Origin of the sequence: Aeromonas sp. R10-1 (genome assembly GCF_040908465.1) — a bacterium.
In the GTDB taxonomy this organism is placed as follows: Bacteria; Pseudomonadota; Gammaproteobacteria; order Enterobacterales; family Aeromonadaceae; genus Aeromonas; species Aeromonas caviae.
Genome location: NZ_JBFODT010000005.1, coordinates 206422 through 225465, shown reverse-complemented (window position 1 = coordinate 225465; position 19044 = coordinate 206422). Strand labels below are relative to the sequence as shown.

Genomic DNA, 19044 nt, shown 5'->3' with positions numbered 1-19044 from the left:
TGTGTCCGCGTATGATAACTCCTATTCTCATCAGATTAGGAGCTTAGTATGCTCGTAAAAGGGATTGTGCCAACAGAACAGGTTGTTGACATTCTCTGTGATGTCTGTGGTCGTAGTACAAAAACAACTGTTGGAACCAATCAATATGGCTCGTTATCGGCGAATTTTGGCTATGGTTCCCGTCACGATGGTGAGCGTTATCTGGTGCATCTGTGTGAAATGTGTTTTTTCGGTATACTCGCAACAATGAGGGAGATGCATCGCGGGGATCATATGTTTGACGATGACTATGAGGCTGCAAACCCAGACACATTTGGGCGTGATTATTCTAATAGGGAAATAATATGAATGATATGCTCCCATACCCTAGTTTGTGTGGAGAGAAATATTTCCTATCATCGACTCATTCTGTGAGCCAATGATATTCTCCAATCGGCTCATTTCGTGAGCCGATCAAGATCGCTCATCGGCTCATCTGGTGAGGTGGTCTCAACGCTCACTACCACTTGGATTTAATTTTTAGCTACACAGTTTCATAGAAGATTGGAGCTAGGCCACTAAGCAGATCCAAACGCGATTTAGCTCACGATTTTTGAATGATGCTATTTTAGAATCATCTTGGTGCTAAAAACAGTGGAGCTGATGCTGGGATTGAGAGATAATTTTCCTGATATAAAAATGTGATACATGAGGCTATCAATGAACGATTTTTTGAAAACACTGATGAATATTCGTAGTCTGCGAGCTGTACTGCGTGAGCTGTCATTTGAGCAGCTGGTCGAAATCAGAGAAAAATTCGAAGAGATTTTTGCTGAGCGTGAGCAGCAAGAAAACAAAATCAAAGCTGAGTCTGCTGAGCGTCTGCAAAAACTTGCTGAGTTTACCGAAATGTTGAAACAGGCAGGCATCGATCCGAGTGAGCTGGTTGGTACTGCAACCACTGCAAAAGCAGAGGGTACAGTAAAGAGCAAGCGCGCTCCTCGTCCTGCAAAGTATCGCTACACCGAAGATGGTCAAGAGAAGACCTGGACTGGTCAAGGTCGCATGCCCAAGGCCATTGCAGACGCTGTTGCGGCTGGCAAGACTCTGGAAGATTTCCTGATCTAATGCTGAGAGCCCATGCCAGTTCGGCGTGGGCCTTTAATTCTATCTGTAGTAGGAGCACCGTATGGGGAGGACATTGGAGGATATGATTTCATCCGAATCACCCGAGGTTGTCCAGAGAGCCCAAGAGATCGCAGACGAGCAATTGGTTCGTCTGAGTGTGACTAAATTGCTTGCAAATCTCGGGACGGGTGATGTTCCTACGATAGATACCGATGTTCTCGATGGTTTGTTGTCGCTCAAAAAATCAGTTGAGAGCCATGATTGTCGGTTGAGTTTATTTGTTCATATGCCTGACGGCACTCATCATGGTGTCAATATTTAACTAAAGATCGTCATCGGTACGTTAATCGCAGATTTTATCTACCAAATAAAAATGACATCCCATGGCGATGCTTTTTCAAACTCCCTCGGTGTGCAAGCGGATCTGATAGCGTGTATTGCGTCCGCCACCAGGTAATTTCTCAATGCAACCCCTCTCCACCAGTTGCGCAAGATGGCGTGTAGCGGTCGCTTTGCTGACTCTTGCCACTTTTTGATACTGGCTTGCATTGATGCCATTTTCAAAACCTTCTTTGCCGCCATCCAGTAAACGATTCAGCACTTTGGTTTGCTCTGGACTCAGAGCTTCATTACAGTGCCGCAACCAGAAAAATGTCTTGGCGAGAGAACGATCAATAACGTGTAATGCCAGCTCTATGGAGTAATCCAGTGTGTCGAGGAACCAACAGATCCAGGAGGTAATATCTAGCGAGCCCCTCTGCGCTGACTCAAGCGCTCGATAGTAGTCACCCCGCAGCTCTAGAATCGCAACTGACATGGCATACAGCCGGATGCCTTGGCTGTCAGCCTGTGACAGCGCGAGATCGGTCAATGCCCGCGTGAGCCGCCCATTGCCATCATCAACGGGATGCAGGGTCACGAACCAGAAATGACAGATCGCCGCACGAAGCAGTGGATCCATCGTGGGGTCATGCTGAGTCTGGTTAAACCAGAAGATAAACGCGGCCAGTTGATCGTCCAGAGTTGCTCTGGGCGGAGCCTCAAAATGCACGGTGGGACGATCAACACGCCCAGAGACAACCTGCATCGGCTCATCGCCTCGCAACTGCCCTACATTCAGTCGCTGCACCGACCATTCGTTGACGGGGAACAGCCAACGATGCCATTGGTAAAGTCGTTCAATTGTCAGTGGTTGTTCATGGTTGTCGATGGCATCCAACATCATGGCCGCGAGCCCCTCTGAGCGATCTGACACGGGATAGGACGGAGTTTCTGATCCCCCTAACCGCCTAGCCAGGGAAGAACGCACGGATTGGGCATTGAGACGCTCACCCTCAATAGCGGATGAGGAGATGATGTTAGCCAGTAACGTATCCAACGTTTGGTCGGAGTTCCCCAATCTGGAATGACTACCTATTAGCATTCCCAGCCTGCGTTGAGCATGCCGTAATCTGGGCAATATCTCGCTATCCCGCCAACGAAAATGGGGCCAATCTGCTTGTTGCCAAATCCAAAATGGTTCCATTATTTCCTCATCCAACATGCTAGGGTCTCAATAATGAGCCGACCCAGCCCATCATTCAGCTCAATGTTTGAGCCGAATGTAACACATGCAGCAGACCAGCAGAGCTGGTAATGAGGATGGAGATACAGGCTGAAAATCTCAGACCGGAGCTGACGAAAAACTGGATTTATTGCTGCTGGATGGCGCTACAGCAATCAGTAGATAAGCCAGGCGGGGTATCGGTACAGTCAGTATAAAAATAGGTTGTGAAATGGGTTCTCAGGCGGGAACTCATTTTCGTTTCGGAGGGCTATTGTGAGCTTGCAGCTTGCGCTGCATGAAGCCACGCCCAAGAAAGTGCCATCGGGTCTGCTCATTAATATGCCTAACGGTACACATCATGATGTCAATATATAGCATTGCTTATCCTCTCAGGATAATCTTAGCGAGTTTACACATCAATCATTAGCAAAAATCAAAGAACTTACAACCTACCCATTCTCTATTGGATTTAAAGGACCCAGCTTTCAAATTTTTCAATTGCAGCACGCATTTCCTCACTCATGGCCTGAGTCTTTAAGCCATTTACCCTTTGATTGAGATAAAAGTCATCAGACGTGATAAAATGTGTGCCATTCACCAAGTCCAACATCCTAATACACTTTCCATCTTTATCGATACACTCGAAGTTATTGACGAATTTGTTGTAGGCTAAGAATGCCTCCTCATTTTCCTGCTGATGATGCAGGTCAAAACCGAAATCAGCGATATACTTATTGTCAATGACAATACCATCAGTACTCATCCCACCAAATAACTCAACCTGAATGTAGAAACAGCTAGTAACAGAATGTACTTTTATGGATTTAACGGTCTTATATATTGTATCTCTGACCTCATTTCTTATATCAGTCTGATTGTAGTCAATGAAGCTTGGTGGTATATGCATATATATATCTGGATTGATAGAGATCTCTGCATGACTTCTTTCAATGATCAATTCTTCATTTAACTTTTTGCGCTCCCTAGATAGACTATTTAATCGTTCAGTAAATAAAATATGTATATCACCCTCTGTGGCTGCCTCTATAGATTGAAACGTACTCTTTATTTTTGAATTTATCGACTCTATTTTATTATTTAGCGAAGCAACCTTATTCTCATTTTCATTTTTTTGGGGCTGAAGGATGACACTGCCAATCAGCAACATGAGTGCGTACTCAAAATATCGGTTATCAAATGTTGCAGCTGTGCAGCTTTTCACCGATGTGTCTGATCTTCCGCTGCATTTATAACGAAGTTTTTCATCTTTTTTTCCGGCTTTACTGCGGTAGACCTGAAGTGAACTGCCACAATCCCCGCAAGTGGCGATACGCATTCCCGTAATGATACCCGCAGCGCTTTTCATCTTACTAGTAAACTGCTTTTTTTCACTACGCACATGCCTAGCTTGTGCGAATTCAGCCTCAGTGCAAGCTAGGGGGTAATAGTTTTCCAATAGATGCTCACGACCATCAATATGAATTATTTTTTCACCTAAGACTGCCCGATCACTGATAACCTTTTTAATAAGGTTTATCCCCCACCCTTCCTTATTAGAATTTTGAGCTATTGTAGGGGGAGTATAGTTTTCATCTAAATATTTTTTTATTGTTATATGCCCCTTCCCTTCACAAATCATCGAAATGATTTCTTTAATCACGGGGAAATAATATGGATGAGGGCGAACAAATCCGGTTGTAGTATCAACCCAAAATTTGTTCTTTCCGAAACCATTAATCGCTGCCGGATAACCATCCGTATCGCGAACACCATCTAGGTGCCGCTTTAAAGCAACACGTGCAGCACCAGTAACTCGAGCAGAAAGCTTATTTGTATAATCATTACTACTTTCAAGTTTAACAAGTGCGGAAATGGCAGATGCCAAATTATCTTTTTGATATACCGCCCCATCAATCCAGGTATAAACAAAAACATTAGCAGCAAGTACACATGTTAAATACTCACTTGCTCTTGTTAACGCTAAGCGAGAGAAACGATCTATATTTTCCATGGCCAAAACAGAGCCGGGGGCGATTTGACCTGAACGGCATAGTTCAATAAAATCGCCAAGACGTCCATGTTCAATATTTTCCCCTTTACTGGCTGACATGCCGTTATCTGACATATGAACAACAGGCATATTACTATATTTTGCCTTTGTTGCTTCAACCAATGCACCTTCAGTCTGACGTTGCACGCCAGTTTTATTACCAGCGGCTTGTTTTTCAGTACTTACACGACTATACAAATATAGTGTTGGTGCAGATGACATTAAATTCATAACATCTCCAAAAAATCGACTCTATGACGAAGATCTATATGCTAGATAAATCACTATATTTGTAAGCTATCTGTACGATTAGATTAAAAAACAGATATATGACATCCAATAAAAATGAAGAACCACAGCGATGATTTATATCACAGGGTGATCTCAGTCGGTTCTATTTTAATTTTGATGTTTTGAGATACTTAATGAAATCCGCTGGGCGAACACCGCACAGATTCGCAATATGCTGTTTTGATTTTGCGTGCTGCTTCGCCCTAATGGGGTGCATATCATCGCCGATCATGATATTGCGACAGCAGGGCTGCCATTCTTTGTTGCTCAATTGAAAAATATCCTGTGTATAGTGGCCGTCAGGCATATCCAGACCAGCCTGCCGTCTACGATACAATAATTCAGCTCTTTTCATTTTCTCACTATCAACACTGTTACCGGTTATCTTCATATATCCCTCGCCGACCTTTTGGTGGAAGATTATATCCGAAAACACTAGATATCAACCCCCGCTGGAAAATATTTTCATCACCAGAATGGAATTATCTATATTCTCTAATATTTATTTTTACTTATATTTTCCAGGTTCGAAGTGGGGAGGGGCTGATAAAGCCATGCGGTGTTAACGCTGACAACCTAGCGCCCACCCCCCAGAAGCGTCACTGGTTATTTTGCAACATTTCACAAACATATTGACAGGAGGTTTTTTTTCAGTTTCACGCAAAAAAACATTGCACAACTTCATTTTCCATGATAATTTAATGTTGTATTTTTTATCAAAAAAAATACGCCATAAATGTCTTGTTTTTCACTTTCTTTATAAAGATTTTCTTCTTTTAACACCTTAAAACCTCACATCTTTAAATACCTGGCTCCCCTTCGCGCTGAAACGAAGTGAAAGCGCGGAATAGATATATATGTTTGAGAACAAAAAAAGATTTTATATTTAAATTTTTAAATAAAACGAATTGTTTCTAAATCGTTAAGCTTGCAACACTTTTGTTACCATCTTCACCACCCAAGTGAGGTTAGCTGCATGTGCATCTAGGGAAGGTGCGAATAAGCGGGGAAATTCTTCTCGGCTGACTCAGTCATTTCATTTCTTCATGTTTGAGCCGATTTTTTCTCCCGTAAATGCCTTGAATCAGCCTATTTAGACCGTTTCTTCGCCATTTAAGGCGTTATTCCCAGTTTTTAGTGAGATCTCTCCCACTGACGTATCATTTGGTCCGCCCGAAACAGGTTGGCCAGCGTGAATAACATCGCCAGTTGGTTATCGTTTTTCAGCAACCCCTTGTATCTGGCTTTCACGAAGCCGAACTGTCGCTTGATGATGCGAAATGGGTGCTCCACCTTGGCCCGGATGCTGGCTTTCATGTATTCGATGTTGATGGCCGTTTTGTTCTTGCGTGGATGCTGTTTCAAGGTTCTTACCTTGCCGGGGCGCTCGGCGATCAGCCAGTCCACATCCACCTCGGCCAGCTCCTCACGCTGTGGCGCCCCTTGGTAGCCGGCATCGGCTGAGACAAATTGCTCCTCTCCATGCAGCAGATTACCCAGCTGATTGAGGTCATGCTCGTTGGCAGCGGTGGTGAATAGGCTGTGGGTCAGGCCACTCTTGGCATCGACACCAATGTGGGCCTTCATGCCAAAGTGCCACTGATTGCCTTTCTTGGTCTGATGCATCTGCGGATCGCGTTGCTGCTCTTTGTTCTTGGTCGAGCTGGGTGCCTCAATGATGGTGGCATCGACCAAGGTGCCTTGGGTCATCATGACGCCTGCTTCGGCCAGCCAGCGATTGATGGTCTTGAACAATTGGCGGGCCAGTTGATGCTGCTCCAGCAGGTGGCGGAAATTCATGATGGAGGTGCGGTCCGGCAAGGCGCTATCCAGGGATAACCGGGCAAACAGACGCATGGAGGCGATTTCGTACAGAGCATCTTCCATCGCGCCATCGCTCAGGTTGTACCAATGCTGCATGCAGTGAATGCGCAGCATGGTTTCCAGCGGATAGGGCCGACGACCATTACCGGCTTTGGGATAAAACGGCTCGATGACGGCGGTCATATTCTGCCATGGCAGGATCTGCTCCATGCGGGAGAGGAAAATCTCTTTTCGGGTCTGACGGCGCTTACTGCTGAATTCACTGTCGGCGAAGGTGAGCTGATGACTCATGATGAACCCTTTTTCATGGCTCCAGATGACAAACATGATCTCATATCAGGGACTTGTTCGCACCTTCCCTAGGTCACTCGGAGTCAGGGTCTCAAAATAGAGCTGGTATTGTACTGAGGCCATGTCTTACCTGTTGGATTACTGAAAATGGCGGTATCCATATAATTTATGAATACCGCCAAAAGAAGCCGAAAATAGGTCTAACACAGAGTTAATATTTGGTTGAGCAATATGCAAATAATTTGTACTGCGCTCTCTCAATGAACCAACAAGCCAACAGCAAGGCACACCATAATCACGCCAGCGAGGCGGCTGACCACCATAGCAGCATAGGGCCGAGAACTCAGTAGCCATTTACTAGAATAGCCTACACAGGTGTAGACAACTGCACAGCTGGCCGTGTGGATCGACCCCATCACCATAATTTGTTGGACCAAACTCCAGTGGTAGTGAGGAGAAGTAAAAGGCGGCAAGAACGCCACAAAGAATAACAACGCCTTGGGATTCAACCCACTGACACCAATGCCATGTCTAAAACTCCTCCATCTATCAACTGCTGCAACACTCTCTGCACCAAGTTGGATATAAGTGGGTTGCCGGATCATACCTACCCCTAGCCAGCCAATGTAAAGTGCCCCACCAAGTGTCATTAATCGCATTAGATAGTCATGCTGAGCAAGCACCGTACCGACACCAAACGCAACAAACGCCGTCAAGGCCAAATAGCCAACCAACAACCCTGCTATGCTAATCAGAACTCCTTGACCTCGAATTCCTGCTGCTATAGCAAAAGACCAATCGATTCCAGGAGTTACAACAAATACCAGTGAAAAGGCCCAAAATGAGACAAGCAAATCCCAAGACATAGAATATACCGCAATAAAATTTTATTTATGCAATGCCAAGCCTTTAATGGCCTTGTCGATGATCTTTTTAGGACCTCGTAGTGCAAGACCAACTAAATCCAAGTTATTCGCATCCTCAGCTAGGAACACTTGTCGATTCGCCTCATCATGGCCAGTAGAAAACATAGCATGGACATAGGGAATGATAGATATATCCTCAACAATCCCTTTTTTGTGTGCTTTTTGTAATCCAGCCAAATTTGCCTGGAACACCAACATAGGTTGGCCAAGCATGTTCCCATACTGACGACCAAGGGCATCAATATAGGGTTTCCCCATAACCTCTGGGGATGCTGCGGCAATTCCACTAGATAAAAATGCCACTACATTCAAACGCTGCCAAATAGCAAGATCATCACGAACTATCAAGGCGATTTTGGTATCAAACATTCAATCTTCTCCTTTGCATTTACCATAGGGTAATGTTCGGAGATCAGGGCAGGGTTAATCTAGAACATTTGTGCACAGTCGCTGGTAACTTGCAGGCGACAAGCGATAAGCACGTTGAAACCAGCGCCCAAGATGGCTTTGATCAGCAAAGCCAACCTCTAGGGCTACTTGTGAAGGTAAGGCACCTTGGGCTAGGCGCTGGCGGGCAACACGTAGCCGCAAACGCACTAGGTAGGCATGGGGGGACAAGTTAAAAACTTGTTTGAACTGCCTATTTAAGCGAAAACGGTCGATTCCTGTATATAAGGCTAATTCATCCAGGCTGACATCTCTAGCCATCTGATCATGTAAAAAGTCACGAGCACGTAGGACTTGTTGCTGTGAATTGGAGCGCACAGAGCTCGGATGGAGCTGGACATGCTGTGCTAGGTGGGACATGAGTAAATCCAAGCTCAAATCGCGAGCCAAACGCCCTTCTCGACCGTGAATGGCTATGAATGCTTGTTGAATAGCACTTGCAAGTTGACGATCATCAGTCAGTGTATCACGGAAGGTAGCTTGGAGCTGTGAAACATCATTGCCACCTCGTGCTATCAAGGCGGTGTTGACCCATGGCTGTGGCAGATAGAGCATTGAATAGGTGAAACCTTGCTCTTCAGGTGCGTGACCATCATGTACGGCACCAGGCTCGATCAGTATGACTCGTCCCGGCTGACTAGTGTGTAGAGCACTTCTGCAATGAAAGCGCTGAACGCCCTGTAAGGTAATGCCAACTAACATCTCATCATGGTCGTGTGCATCATAAGCGTGCCCACGAAAATGGGCTTGTACGCTTTCTATCCCAGTCTCCTTGTCATGCTGTAGTTGCAGCCAATCTCCAGAACTTTGCTCCTCAGCATGTGTTCGTTCATCACCCATGGTCGATAATGCCTAATCTATACAATAACTAGTTGTCACCTAACTTTAGCCTGAACGTGATGTCTTGTATGTAACTGAAACTGAAACTGAGGACAATTCAGGGGGGCTGGATTTGCCCCCATAGATCCAGACACTTCACGTGTTTCAGCACAGGCCCATGTCCAACTGGAGAAGAGCTAATCCCCCCTGGCGCCAGCCGTAGAGGATTAAGCTTAACACCGCCATTGCCGCGCAGGCGGCGAGGACGAACCAGACTTTGCGAATCGTCATGCTTGCGCCCTCTCGATGCGTGCCACCGACTGCTCTTTCACCGGCCAGTTCAATGCGGCAGCAACAAAGCTCAACGCGATGGAGATGTACCAGACCAGTTCATAGCTGCCGGTACGATCGAACAGGTAACCACCCAGCCATCCACCGAGGAATGAACCTATTTGGTGGAAAAAGAACACAATGCCCCCGAGCATGGAGAGATTCCGGACACCAAACATCGTAGCCACGGTTCCATTGGTCAGCGGAACAGTGGAGAGCCACAGCAGCCCCATTGCAATGCTAAACGCATAGGCAGTCCAGGTTGTGACAGGAAACGTAATGAACAACGCGATCACAACAGCACGCACCAGATACAAGGCACTCAGCAGACGCGGTTTGGAATGTTTGCTGCCGAGCCAGCCAGCTATATAGGTACCGAACACATTGAACAGCCCCACGAGTGCAAGTGCAGTAGTGCCGACGATCACCGGCAATTGCTGATCGACCAAGTAGGCTGGTAAATGTACACCGATAAACACTACCTGGAAGCCACAGACGAAAAATCCAAATGCCAATAACCAGAAGCCCGAATGGTTGCATGCTTCCCGCAGAGCTTCTTCTAGTGTTTGTTGTGGTCCGTGCGAGATGGGGGGGCTATCCTTAATCATTACGGCAAGCGGCATTATGAACGCAGCAGTTATACCAAGCACAATCAATGCGGCCGACCAGCCAAGCCACTCGATCAGCCCCAATGATCCTGGCAGCATGGCAAATTGACCTAAAGATCCTGCTGCTGCGGCGATACCCATCGCCATACTGCGTTTTTCCGGTGGTACGACACGACCAACAACGCCCAATATTACGGAGAATGAAGTTCCCGACAGACCTATTCCGATTAGAACCCCCGCACTAATGGACAGCGATAGTGGAGAGCTTGCAAAGCTCATCAAGACTAGGCCGACTGTGTATAGGAGTCCCCCCACGACGATGGTTCGCCGTGCACCAAAGCGGTCAGCCAAAGCACCGGTAATGGGCTGGAAGATCCCCCACACTAGGTTCTGAAGTGCCATGGCGAAGGCGAAAATCTCGCGGCCCCATCCGAATTCCATACTCATCGGCGAAAGAAACAGACCGAAGCCATGACGAGTGCCTAATGACAAGAAAAGAATCAATGCAGCACCTAGCAGCACCCAGAAACTCCTACGCCATGCAGTAATCATTGTGAAAGTGTCCTAGTGTTGTTTATTCAGTAGAGTTAGTTTGGGCTCACCGAGCATGGAATAACCTCACAGCCAATCAACGGATAGAAGCGGCAGCATAGTTGGTTAAGAATTTTATTTGTCTCCCACGCACGAACTACTGTTAGCTGTTCAAGATGAATATTTGTCCTTACAAGGCCAGTCGGGATTCTGGCTGACGAACTTCAAGCCGCAGTCTTGCTATGCCTGTAAGTGCAGTGCTCAATTCGGCAATGTACAGATCTAGTTATCACCTGACACCGGCCTCAAACCGGTGTCTTGTTTACGCTACTTTAGAGCGCACTTCCTTCGGTATCAATTTCAGACCCTTTTTGAACATGCTGTAGGGGGTCTGACCCTCCATCATCCTGCCCTGATGTGGTCGCTGTGCGTATTCCGGTGAAGTTGAACAGTGATTCCGGAATCTGTGAACACCATTTCCGGAAAGTATGCGGACAGGGATTCTTCGAGCAGAAGCTGAGCTTTGAGGGGAGGCATCTTTTCGACTCACTGAACAAGCCAGCAGCCAAGCGCAGCGCGGCAGTTGTGGATCCAAGACGTTGGAACAGGACGGTTCATCTGACATCAGAGTACGTGCACTGAGGTGTCCGGAATCGGTGTACACGCAAGCCGGAATCAGCGTTCATTTTAAACCGGAATAGGTGTTCATTTTCGACCGGAATATGCACGCTGGTTGTTGTAGTGATCCAGATAGCTATCCAGGTCTGTCTGCATCTGCTCCACCGACTCATACCAGGTTGTCCTCCCTTTGATACGGAAGTGTTCATCCAACAAGGTTCGATGCAGCCGTTCGATAAAGCCGTTGCTCTGCGGCCTGCGTACCTTGGTGGTCCGGTGCTCAATCCCCTCCAGTTGCAGGAACATCTCGTAGGGATGATGGTCAGGGCGCCCGCAGAACTCGCGCCCATTGTCCGACAGGATGGTATAGACCCGTGCCTCATGAGCCTCGAAGAACGGCAGCACCGTTTCGTTGAGTACATAGACCGAAGTCACCGGCAGCTTGCTGGTGTAGAGTCGTCCCCAGGCGTGGCGGCTGTAGCAGTCCAGCACGGTTTGCAGATACACCTTGCCTACCCCCTTGAGTGCACCGACGAAGAAGGTATCGACCGCCACCAGTTCCCCGGTGTAGTGGACCTCTATCTGGCGTTCGCGGAACTCGGGACTGAAGCGCTCGAGCAGGCGAATTTGCTCGTCATTGAGCTCAATGGTCTGTTCCCTATGGGTTTTCTCGAGGCGCAACAAACGGTCATGTTTGGAGAGCAAGTCATGACGTTGCCACACGCCACGCACACCGCCCGCACTGACGTTGATGCCTTGCAGAGCCAGTTCTTGCGCGACCCGCAGCGGGCCATGGGTTGGTCTGGTGAGAGAGTAATCGAGGATGGCCTGTTCAATCTCGGGAGCGACCCGGTTGGGATGCGCCCCTTTACAGCCGGGTAGTTTGTCGAGCAAGCCCTCGGCGCCATAGGTCTGATAGTTACGGCGAATTTCGTAGAACTGCTGACGGCTGTAGCCGATAAGCTTGCAGGCTTTGCTGACGTTATTGAGCTATTTGGCGAGCTCTAGCAGGCTGAGTTTACGACGTGCTACTTTCTCGTTGGTGGTCATACGGTGACTCCGGATAACACGGTAGGGGTACCGTTTTGTTATCCGGTTTGAAGCCGTATGACCACTCCCTTTTGTGGGCAACTGTCAGGTGAATACCATCTCCATACACACTAGCCTTTCCTCACAGAGTGAACATCTTCAGGTGATAGAACCTTTACTCGTGTATACGTGAACTTTATCATTAGGTACATCTTACTTTAAGGTTGCTATTTAACTTAGTAATTTCACTTAGCTTAAGTATTACTGTTTGGAGAGGACAGATGGCAAGGAAAAGGCGGACATCAAAGAAACTTGGAGATTTTTATCTCATTATACTTGCCATCGTTATCTTTATTACTATCAAGATGATTGAAGCTATCAAAGCGGTTCCTTGGCAATTTTGGGTGGGTGCATTCTGCGTTGCATTTCTTTTTTTCACATACCGTTACAAAAAAACCACCGACAAAGCAGAAAAGCCAACAGTTACAGCCACACCTCATCCAACTAAGCACACTTCACCAGTGCATAGAGAGCCGCCGAGGGCAGCTTTCGCGCCATCACCGGCACCCAGTCATTCGAATGCTATAGCCAACGCGGATACAAAGATGCAACCAGAGGCGTTACCCCACCAGCAACCGAATCCAGACACTGAAGATCTCATTAAGGTATCGGCCACTGACCTCATGATTTCTGGAGTATCAACCCCTTTTGAGCCCACGACCTTGGATGCAAACTATTTTGCCAACACAAAGCCAGATCCAGCTATTGATGCGCCGCCAGCCTACCTTGATTTTGATGACAATGTTTTTACTGTTTTGTCCCTGACAAATAACGATACGGAACTACCCGCGCCCGAGTTCAGCATATCTTTTTCATTCGGAGAACACAGCCCATCCGTTGTGCCTTCTGAGCAAAATGTACTCTTCACCCCTTCTGAGCTAATGCCTGCGGGACCCAGCATGGTTGGCCGCTGGATGTCCCCAGGTGAAGATATCACTCTTGCCGGTCTCAAAATTAGTGGCGGCATGTTCTATGTCGGTAGCACAAGGCTGGACGGAGGACTCTTTGAGGAGCCATCCCTCATCGATCCACAAGCTCTTGTCACCATCAAAGATGCGCCCTCAGATCTTCATTTGCATGGATACTATCCGAGCTATAAAAATCTCACTGCCGATGCCAAGAAAAGATATTTGCAATGGATGGCGAATGGGCGCAAAGACCCAGACGTCGCAATTGGGTTTGTTTTCATTTTTTTCTATGGACTTGAGCGCCGTTATTTTATTGATGCCAAGAGAGATGAATTAGCCAAAAGAGAGATGCCATATATTCTCTCCGAAGTAGCCAGATTGGTAAGCATCTATTCGGCGCACCCCTCTTTTGCAAGATACGCCACCAATTTTCTCGAATATGGGATGGCGAAGAACATCAGCAAAGAATATTACCTTTTCCCCGCTCAAGAGGCCGACCTGCTCAGCTACCACGTCCCAATTTCGTTGAAAATCTGCCTCGGGCAGCTGGTTAGAGACGGTAAGCCGGTTCCTGCCGATTGGGCTTTGCTCTGGGCGACCTGTAACGCAACAATCTCCTTACGGACCCCTGCACAGCGCTGCTTTGATATCTTCAAGGTTATGTTCATCGACACCTATAAACGCGAGTATGGCGATGGCATCAAACTGAAAGAGCTCAAATCTCGTGTCGAGGTTTCCTATGCACCGTCTTCTTATGCCGTCAGCCAATTCATTGAACGCTGCGTCACCAATCTATCTGATGTCTCCTTCTCACAGCCATACATCAAAAAGCTGAGTAAGGTTGTTGACCTTTGCACCTCCTTACTTGAACCATATAGCCGGTATCTAGGGAGAAATATTGGGTCAGAAAACACCCTGGAAGCGTTGCTTCATCTGCCATATCAGTATTGGCCAATGGCCATGAAGCAACCTTTCGTGTCGCTGGGAGAGGTTGTTGGTGTTGATGCAATGCTCCTGCCTTGGTCTGACCTTGCAGCGCGTATCAACATCAACAGCACAGGAGGCCTCAATAAAGCGCAGTATGAAGGCTTGGCTAACATCTTAGCTCGCCATCATATGAGCATTGAGCCCAACCCAGAGAGAAGCAATAAGCGCCCGAAGGGAGAAGAACCTGTTGTCATCTATCCGATAAATCCGCAAGAGACACTAAACAAAAATCAGAGCAGTGTGGATACTGTGTCCGCATTTGTAGATCTGGCCTGTGTTGTCCTGAATACCGACGAAGATAAATCGGAAGTCACGATCGCTTTCCTCAAGGAGCAGATCGGTTCAATGACCTTCCTGACCCACTCTCAATCAGTTCGACTGGTCGCAAAAGCGCTGCTGGGCACTCAAGCCTCACCTACCCTGTCGATCGTAAAGAAAACCATCGATGGCCTCGATGATGAGCAAAAGGCTTTAGTCGGCAAGCTGCTCGTCGCCTTTGTGAAAGCTGACAACTCGATCACCCCAGCCAAAGTGAAGGTACTGGAGCAGCTGTATAAGCTGATCTCTTTGGATGTGAAACAGGTCTACTCAGACCTCCATTCAAATGAGGCCAGGATCGTATCAACGAGCAAATCTGGCAGCGTGACCAAGGCTACTGGCAGTGCCTCCAGTTTGGATATGGCTCGGGTGGCACAGCTCAAACAAGAGACCTCTCAAGTCACTGCAATGCTCGCATCCGTGTTTACAGAGAATGATGGTGAACATGATGATATCCACCAGCCACAACAGGCCAAGACCGAAGCGTCATCAGATCAAGCGGACGAGCCGACAACCCTTGGGGACACTCGTTCTCTATTTGGCCTTGATGATGACCTAAGTCAATTCCTCAGGGCTCTGCTTGCCCGTCCGGAATGGGCTCGTGATGATTTGTCTGCACTTGCCAACACCATGGGCCTGATGCTCGATGGTGCACTTGAACAAATTAACGAAGTCATGCTCGATCACTTTGATGAAATGCTGATCGAGGGTGATGACACCATTGAATTGAACACTGACCTTCTGGAGCAAATTCCTCATGAGTAAAATCAGGCCAAAAGAGCGTGACGCCGTCATTCAATCCTTAAGAGCGGGTGTCGTGCCCAAGGTGGGTCAGCATCTCATCCAAGTTGGCCGCAAAAACGAAATTGACGCCTTCATGGCAGACATCAATCGCGTTGCCGATACAGGTTCATCATTCAGGATCGTTGTCGGGGAGTATGGTGCCGGTAAAACCTTCCTTCTCAACCTTGTGCGAGCAATCGCGCTTGAGAAGCAGCTTGTTACCGTTCACGCCGATCTCAATCCCGATCGCCGACTGCATGCCAGCGGCGGCCAAGCGCGGTCCCTCTATTCTGAGCTCGCCAAGAATATGTCCACCCGCACGAAACCTGATGGCGGTGCACTTGCTGGTGTAGTGGAGAAGTTCATCGCTCAAGCGAAAAATGAAGCCAAGGCGAATGGCTCACAACCTGAAGCGGTCATCCGGAAGAAGCTGGAAGATCTCGCCGAGATGGTCAATGGCTATGACTTTGCCGAGGTGATCGCCGCCTACTGCAAAGGGTTCGAAGATGGCAATGACCAGCTGAAGCATGATGCCATCAGATGGCTTCGGGGCGAATTCTCAACCAAGACCGATGCCCGCATGGCGCTGGGTGTCCGGACCATCGTTGATGATGCCACCATGTATGATCAGCTCAAGCTGATGGCCCGTTTCGTTCAGCTGGCAGGCTATTCAGGCTTGCTGGTATGCCTTGATGAGATGGTGAACCTTTATAAGCTTGCCAACACCCAAGCTCGCAACTCCAACTACGAACAAATCCTGCGGATCCTCAATGACTCCTTGCAAGGGACGTCGGTCGGGCTCGGGTTCATCCTTGGCGGCACTCCCGAGTTTTTGATGGACACCCGACGCGGCCTCTTCAGCTATTCAGCCCTGCAATCCCGTTTGGCCGAGAACAGCTTTGCTCAGGATGGGCTGGTGGATTACTCAGGGCCAGTACTGCGCCTCTCAAGCCTGACCCCTGAGGATTTCTACGTTCTCCTTGAGAAGTTGCGGCATGTCTATGCCTGTGGTGATGAAACCCGTTACACATTGCCAGACGAAGCGTTACCGGCATTTATGGCCCATTGTGAGAGCCGGTTGGGGGAAAGCTATTTCAGAACCCCCAGAACGACGATCACCGCCTTTGTGAACCTGCTGGCCGTCCTGGAGCAGAACCCTGATGCAAACTGGAAAGAGCTCATTGGCTTTACTGACATCAAATCTGATCAGGGAGCGGAGTTAGAACTGGCAGTGGAGCCCGATGATGAATTCACCTCGTTCCAGCTCTGACTCCCGACATTTTGAACGGCTGGATGAGCGGATCCGGCGCTGGGTGTGGCAAAAGGGGTGGACCTCTCTTCGTGATGCGCAAGAGCGGGCGATACCGGCCTTATTGGGGGCAGATACAGACGTGATCATCGCTGCTGCCACCGCTGCGGGTAAAACTGAAGCGGCCTTCTTGCCGATATTCACGGTGCTACTGAACAGCCCCGAGCCCGCTACGGTTCTATACATCAGTCCTCTCAAAGCGCTGATCAATGATCAATGGGGACGGCTCAACGAGCTCTGTGACTCATTAGAGATCCCCGTTACTGGCTGGCATGGTGATATCACCTACAGCAAGAAGCAGAAATTCTTGAAGCACCCCAACGGGGTGTTGTTGATCACCCCTGAATCCCTGGAAGCCCTCTTTGTTAATCGGGGGCCATCCATCCCAGGGATGATGGCTAACATCAAGTACATCGTGATTGATGAGCTGCATGCCTTCATCGGCTTTGAGCGAGGAAAACAGATCCAATCCCTGATGCATCGTGTTGAGCTGGCCATCGGTCGTCAGGTCCCCCGCGTTGGGCTCTCTGCTACTCTCGGGGATATGTCGCTCGCGGCAAAATTCTTGCGCCCTTCCCTACCTGATAGCGTCCAGCTCATCGAGTCAAAGGATGGGGGCCAGGAGCTAAAGGTCCTCATCAAAGGCTATATCGAAGGTAAAACGGAACCAGACGAAGAACGAGATGAAGACGACCCGACTTCTCCCTATGTGGCCATCGGCAACGACTTGTATCGAGCACTGAGGGGATCAAACAACCTGGTGTTTCCCAACTCCAGATCGAACGTTGAAAAGTACACAGACCGTTTACGTCGTCTTTGTGAACAAGACAGGGTCCCAAACCAGTTTTGGGCGCACCACGGGAGTTTGTCGAAAACATATCGTGAAGAAACCGAACAAGCATTGAAGTCGGGTGACGTGCCAGCGACAGCGATTTGCACCAGTACGTTGGAGCTCGGGATCGACATTGGCTCCGTTAAAAGCATTTGCCAGATCGGTCGCCCCCCTGCCGTATCTTCATTGCGGCAACGTCTGGGTAGATCCGGACGCCGTAAGGGAGAATCCGCCATTCTTCGCGGCTACATCATCGAGCGTGAGCTCTCCCCCAAGACAAGCATCTCGGATTCATTACGTGAGGACCTGATCCAGACTATCGCTATGGTCAGGCTACTGATCAGCGGTTGGTTTGAGCCTCCGCTTGCTGGTGGCTTGCACGCCTCAACTCTGGTTCAACAGATCCTTTCTGTTATCAGTGAGCGCGGCGGCATCATGGCCAGAGACCTTTGGCATAGCCTGCTCTCCCCTGGTGCACCTTTTGAGGGGTTCACACCTGATGACTTCATCGGGCTTCTCAAGCAGATGGGCAGCTTGAAATTGATACAACAGGACTCATCAGGTTTGCTGCTGCATGGGGAGGTTGGCGAAAAACTCGTGAACAATCACGAATTCTTCGCATCATTTGTCAGTGATGAAGAATACAGGCTGATCTGCGCCTCTACTCAGGTTGGTTTGCTCCCAATCAGCAGGCCACTGATCACCGGCCAAAAGATCATTTTTGCCGGTCGCCGCTGGCAAGTTCTCGAAGTGAATGAAGAAAAGAAATTTATACTGGTGGCCCCCTCAAAAGGAGGGACTCCTCCTGTCTTTGATAACTGCTTGGCCACTGTTAACGAAAGAGTCAGGGGTGAAATGCGCAATGTGCTTACTGGTGGCTTTGACGTTCCATTTCTTGATGCCAAAGCAAAAGAGCTACTGGCCGAAGCAAGAGAAAACTTTAAACGCTATGATCTTGACTCGACTACATTGATTGAAGTGGACAGTAATGCCGTGCTGCTATTCCCGTGGTCCAGTGATATTGCACATGATGCGTTTGTTCTGTTGATGCAAAAAAATGATATTGATGCTGTTAATGAAGGCGTTTACATCTTAATTAATTGCACCAAAGAAAAAATGCTGAATGTTATGGCCAGCATTAATGACTCACATATACTATCGACAGATCTACTGGACGGAGTCCAAAACTTAAATAGAGAAAAGTGGGATTGGGCACTTCCTGATAGGCTTTTGCGTAAATCATTCTCCTCACTTCGGTTAGATCTGGAAGGTGCATTAGGAATCTGTAAAAAAGTCATACTCATGTATGGAAAATAATCTATCATGTTTTAAACAATACGGACATATATTACTGAAATAGTGTACAAAACTCCGACTAGACAGATAGCTGGAACACATGCACCACGACTAGTGGTGCAATATAGGCCCAC

The 19044-nt window shown here is 48.1% G+C and carries 14 protein-coding genes and 2 pseudogenes; 6 read left to right on the top strand and 10 right to left on the bottom strand.

Annotated elements, in window-relative coordinates:
- Nucleotides 1-48: 48 nt before the first annotated feature.
- From AB5Y93_RS02280 to AB5Y93_RS02270, 3 genes are all read left to right on the top strand, one after another.
- Complete coding sequence (locus AB5Y93_RS02280) at nucleotides 49-348, top strand: hypothetical protein (RefSeq protein ID WP_368228741.1); 300 nt, start codon at nucleotides 49-51, stop codon at nucleotides 346-348.
- Between the two features lie 351 nt (nucleotides 349-699).
- The gene (locus tag AB5Y93_RS02275) at nucleotides 700-1107 is read left to right on the top strand and encodes an H-NS family nucleoid-associated regulatory protein (protein WP_368228740.1); all 408 of its coding nucleotides are present in this window, start codon (nucleotides 700-702) and stop codon (nucleotides 1105-1107) included.
- Between the two features lie 82 nt (nucleotides 1108-1189).
- Complete coding sequence (locus tag AB5Y93_RS02270) at nucleotides 1190-1429, top strand: hypothetical protein (protein WP_368228739.1); 240 nt, start codon at nucleotides 1190-1192, stop codon at nucleotides 1427-1429.
- A 75-nt stretch (nucleotides 1430-1504) separates the two neighbouring features.
- On the opposite strand, the gene AB5Y93_RS02265 is transcribed toward AB5Y93_RS02270, so the two are convergent.
- The 10 genes and pseudogenes from AB5Y93_RS02265 to AB5Y93_RS02220 form a co-directional block, all read right to left on the bottom strand.
- Entirely contained in the window at nucleotides 1505-2332 is an 828-nt protein-coding gene (locus AB5Y93_RS02265; RefSeq protein ID WP_368228811.1) for a Fic family protein, read from the bottom strand.
- Between the two features lie 66 nt (nucleotides 2333-2398).
- Nucleotides 2399-2632 (bottom strand): annotated as a pseudogene (locus AB5Y93_RS02260) (DUF4172 domain-containing protein); the annotation flags it as partial.
- 490 nt (nucleotides 2633-3122) lie between these two features.
- Nucleotides 3123-4934 (bottom strand): recombinase family protein, encoded by a 1812-nt coding sequence (locus tag AB5Y93_RS02255; RefSeq protein ID WP_202015454.1) that lies wholly within the window; start codon nucleotides 4932-4934, stop codon nucleotides 3123-3125.
- Between the two features lie 163 nt (nucleotides 4935-5097).
- Entirely contained in the window at nucleotides 5098-5385 is a 288-nt protein-coding gene (locus AB5Y93_RS02250) for a hypothetical protein (protein ID WP_201896808.1), read from the bottom strand.
- 743 nt (nucleotides 5386-6128) lie between these two features.
- Nucleotides 6129-7109, bottom strand: a complete 981-nt coding sequence (locus tag AB5Y93_RS02245; RefSeq protein WP_234921232.1) for an IS5-like element IS5 family transposase — start codon at nucleotides 7107-7109, stop codon at nucleotides 6129-6131.
- Between the two features lie 257 nt (nucleotides 7110-7366).
- Nucleotides 7367-7975, bottom strand: a complete 609-nt coding sequence (locus AB5Y93_RS02240; RefSeq protein ID WP_202015450.1) for a LysE family translocator — start codon at nucleotides 7973-7975, stop codon at nucleotides 7367-7369.
- A 21-nt stretch (nucleotides 7976-7996) separates the two neighbouring features.
- Nucleotides 7997-8404 (bottom strand): DUF2000 domain-containing protein, encoded by a 408-nt coding sequence (locus AB5Y93_RS02235; protein WP_104452519.1) that lies wholly within the window; start codon nucleotides 8402-8404, stop codon nucleotides 7997-7999.
- Nucleotides 8405-8458: 54 nt separating this feature from the next.
- Nucleotides 8459-9322: an AraC family transcriptional regulator gene (locus AB5Y93_RS02230; protein WP_104452518.1), complete on the bottom strand. Its 864-nt coding sequence runs from the start codon at nucleotides 9320-9322 to the stop codon at nucleotides 8459-8461.
- 266 nt (nucleotides 9323-9588) lie between these two features.
- Nucleotides 9589-10761: an MFS transporter gene (locus AB5Y93_RS02225; RefSeq protein WP_199770451.1), complete on the bottom strand. Its 1173-nt coding sequence runs from the start codon at nucleotides 10759-10761 to the stop codon at nucleotides 9589-9591.
- A gap of 714 nt (nucleotides 10762-11475) precedes the next feature.
- Nucleotides 11476-12438: pseudogene (locus tag AB5Y93_RS02220) on the bottom strand (IS481 family transposase).
- A gap of 260 nt (nucleotides 12439-12698) precedes the next feature.
- Here AB5Y93_RS02220 and AB5Y93_RS02215 point away from each other — a divergent pair.
- Genes AB5Y93_RS02215 through AB5Y93_RS02205 form a run of 3 tightly spaced genes read left to right on the top strand, consistent with a single transcriptional unit; the run spans nucleotide 12699 to nucleotide 18931 of the window.
- On the top strand, nucleotides 12699-15455 hold the full coding sequence (locus AB5Y93_RS02215; protein WP_368228738.1) for a TerB N-terminal domain-containing protein: 2757 nt from the start codon (nucleotides 12699-12701) through the stop codon (nucleotides 15453-15455).
- Entirely contained in the window at nucleotides 15448-16743 is a 1296-nt protein-coding gene (locus AB5Y93_RS02210) for an ATP-binding protein (RefSeq protein WP_039039928.1), read from the top strand. The genes AB5Y93_RS02215 and AB5Y93_RS02210 overlap by 8 nt, the downstream gene beginning before the upstream one ends.
- On the top strand, nucleotides 16718-18931 hold the full coding sequence (locus AB5Y93_RS02205; RefSeq protein WP_368228737.1) for a DEAD/DEAH box helicase: 2214 nt from the start codon (nucleotides 16718-16720) through the stop codon (nucleotides 18929-18931). The genes AB5Y93_RS02210 and AB5Y93_RS02205 overlap by 26 nt, the downstream gene beginning before the upstream one ends.
- Nucleotides 18932-19044: the final 113 nt, after the last annotated feature.

Coding starts and splice junctions, on each gene's coding strand:
- AB5Y93_RS02280 (WP_368228741.1), top strand. CDS start 49: ATGCTCGTAAAAGGGATTGTGCCAACAGAACAGGTTGTTGACATTCTC.
- AB5Y93_RS02275 (WP_368228740.1), top strand. CDS start 700: ATGAACGATTTTTTGAAAACACTGATGAATATTCGTAGTCTGCGAGCT.
- AB5Y93_RS02270 (WP_368228739.1), top strand. CDS start 1,190: ATGATTTCATCCGAATCACCCGAGGTTGTCCAGAGAGCCCAAGAGATC.
- AB5Y93_RS02265 (WP_368228811.1), bottom strand. CDS start 2,332: ATGATGTTGGATGCCATCGACAACCATGAACAACCACTGACAATTGAA.
- AB5Y93_RS02255 (WP_202015454.1), bottom strand. CDS start 4,934: ATGAATTTAATGTCATCTGCACCAACACTATATTTGTATAGTCGTGTA.
- AB5Y93_RS02250 (WP_201896808.1), bottom strand. CDS start 5,385: ATGAAGATAACCGGTAACAGTGTTGATAGTGAGAAAATGAAAAGAGCT.
- AB5Y93_RS02245 (WP_234921232.1), bottom strand. CDS start 7,109: ATGAGTCATCAGCTCACCTTCGCCGACAGTGAATTCAGCAGTAAGCGC.
- AB5Y93_RS02240 (WP_202015450.1), bottom strand. CDS start 7,975: ATGTCTTGGGATTTGCTTGTCTCATTTTGGGCCTTTTCACTGGTATTT.
- AB5Y93_RS02235 (WP_104452519.1), bottom strand. CDS start 8,404: ATGTTTGATACCAAAATCGCCTTGATAGTTCGTGATGATCTTGCTATT.
- AB5Y93_RS02230 (WP_104452518.1), bottom strand. CDS start 9,322: ATGGGTGATGAACGAACACATGCTGAGGAGCAAAGTTCTGGAGATTGG.
- AB5Y93_RS02215 (WP_368228738.1), top strand. CDS start 12,699: ATGGCAAGGAAAAGGCGGACATCAAAGAAACTTGGAGATTTTTATCTC.
- AB5Y93_RS02210 (WP_039039928.1), top strand. CDS start 15,448: ATGAGTAAAATCAGGCCAAAAGAGCGTGACGCCGTCATTCAATCCTTA.
- AB5Y93_RS02205 (WP_368228737.1), top strand. CDS start 16,718: ATGAATTCACCTCGTTCCAGCTCTGACTCCCGACATTTTGAACGGCTG.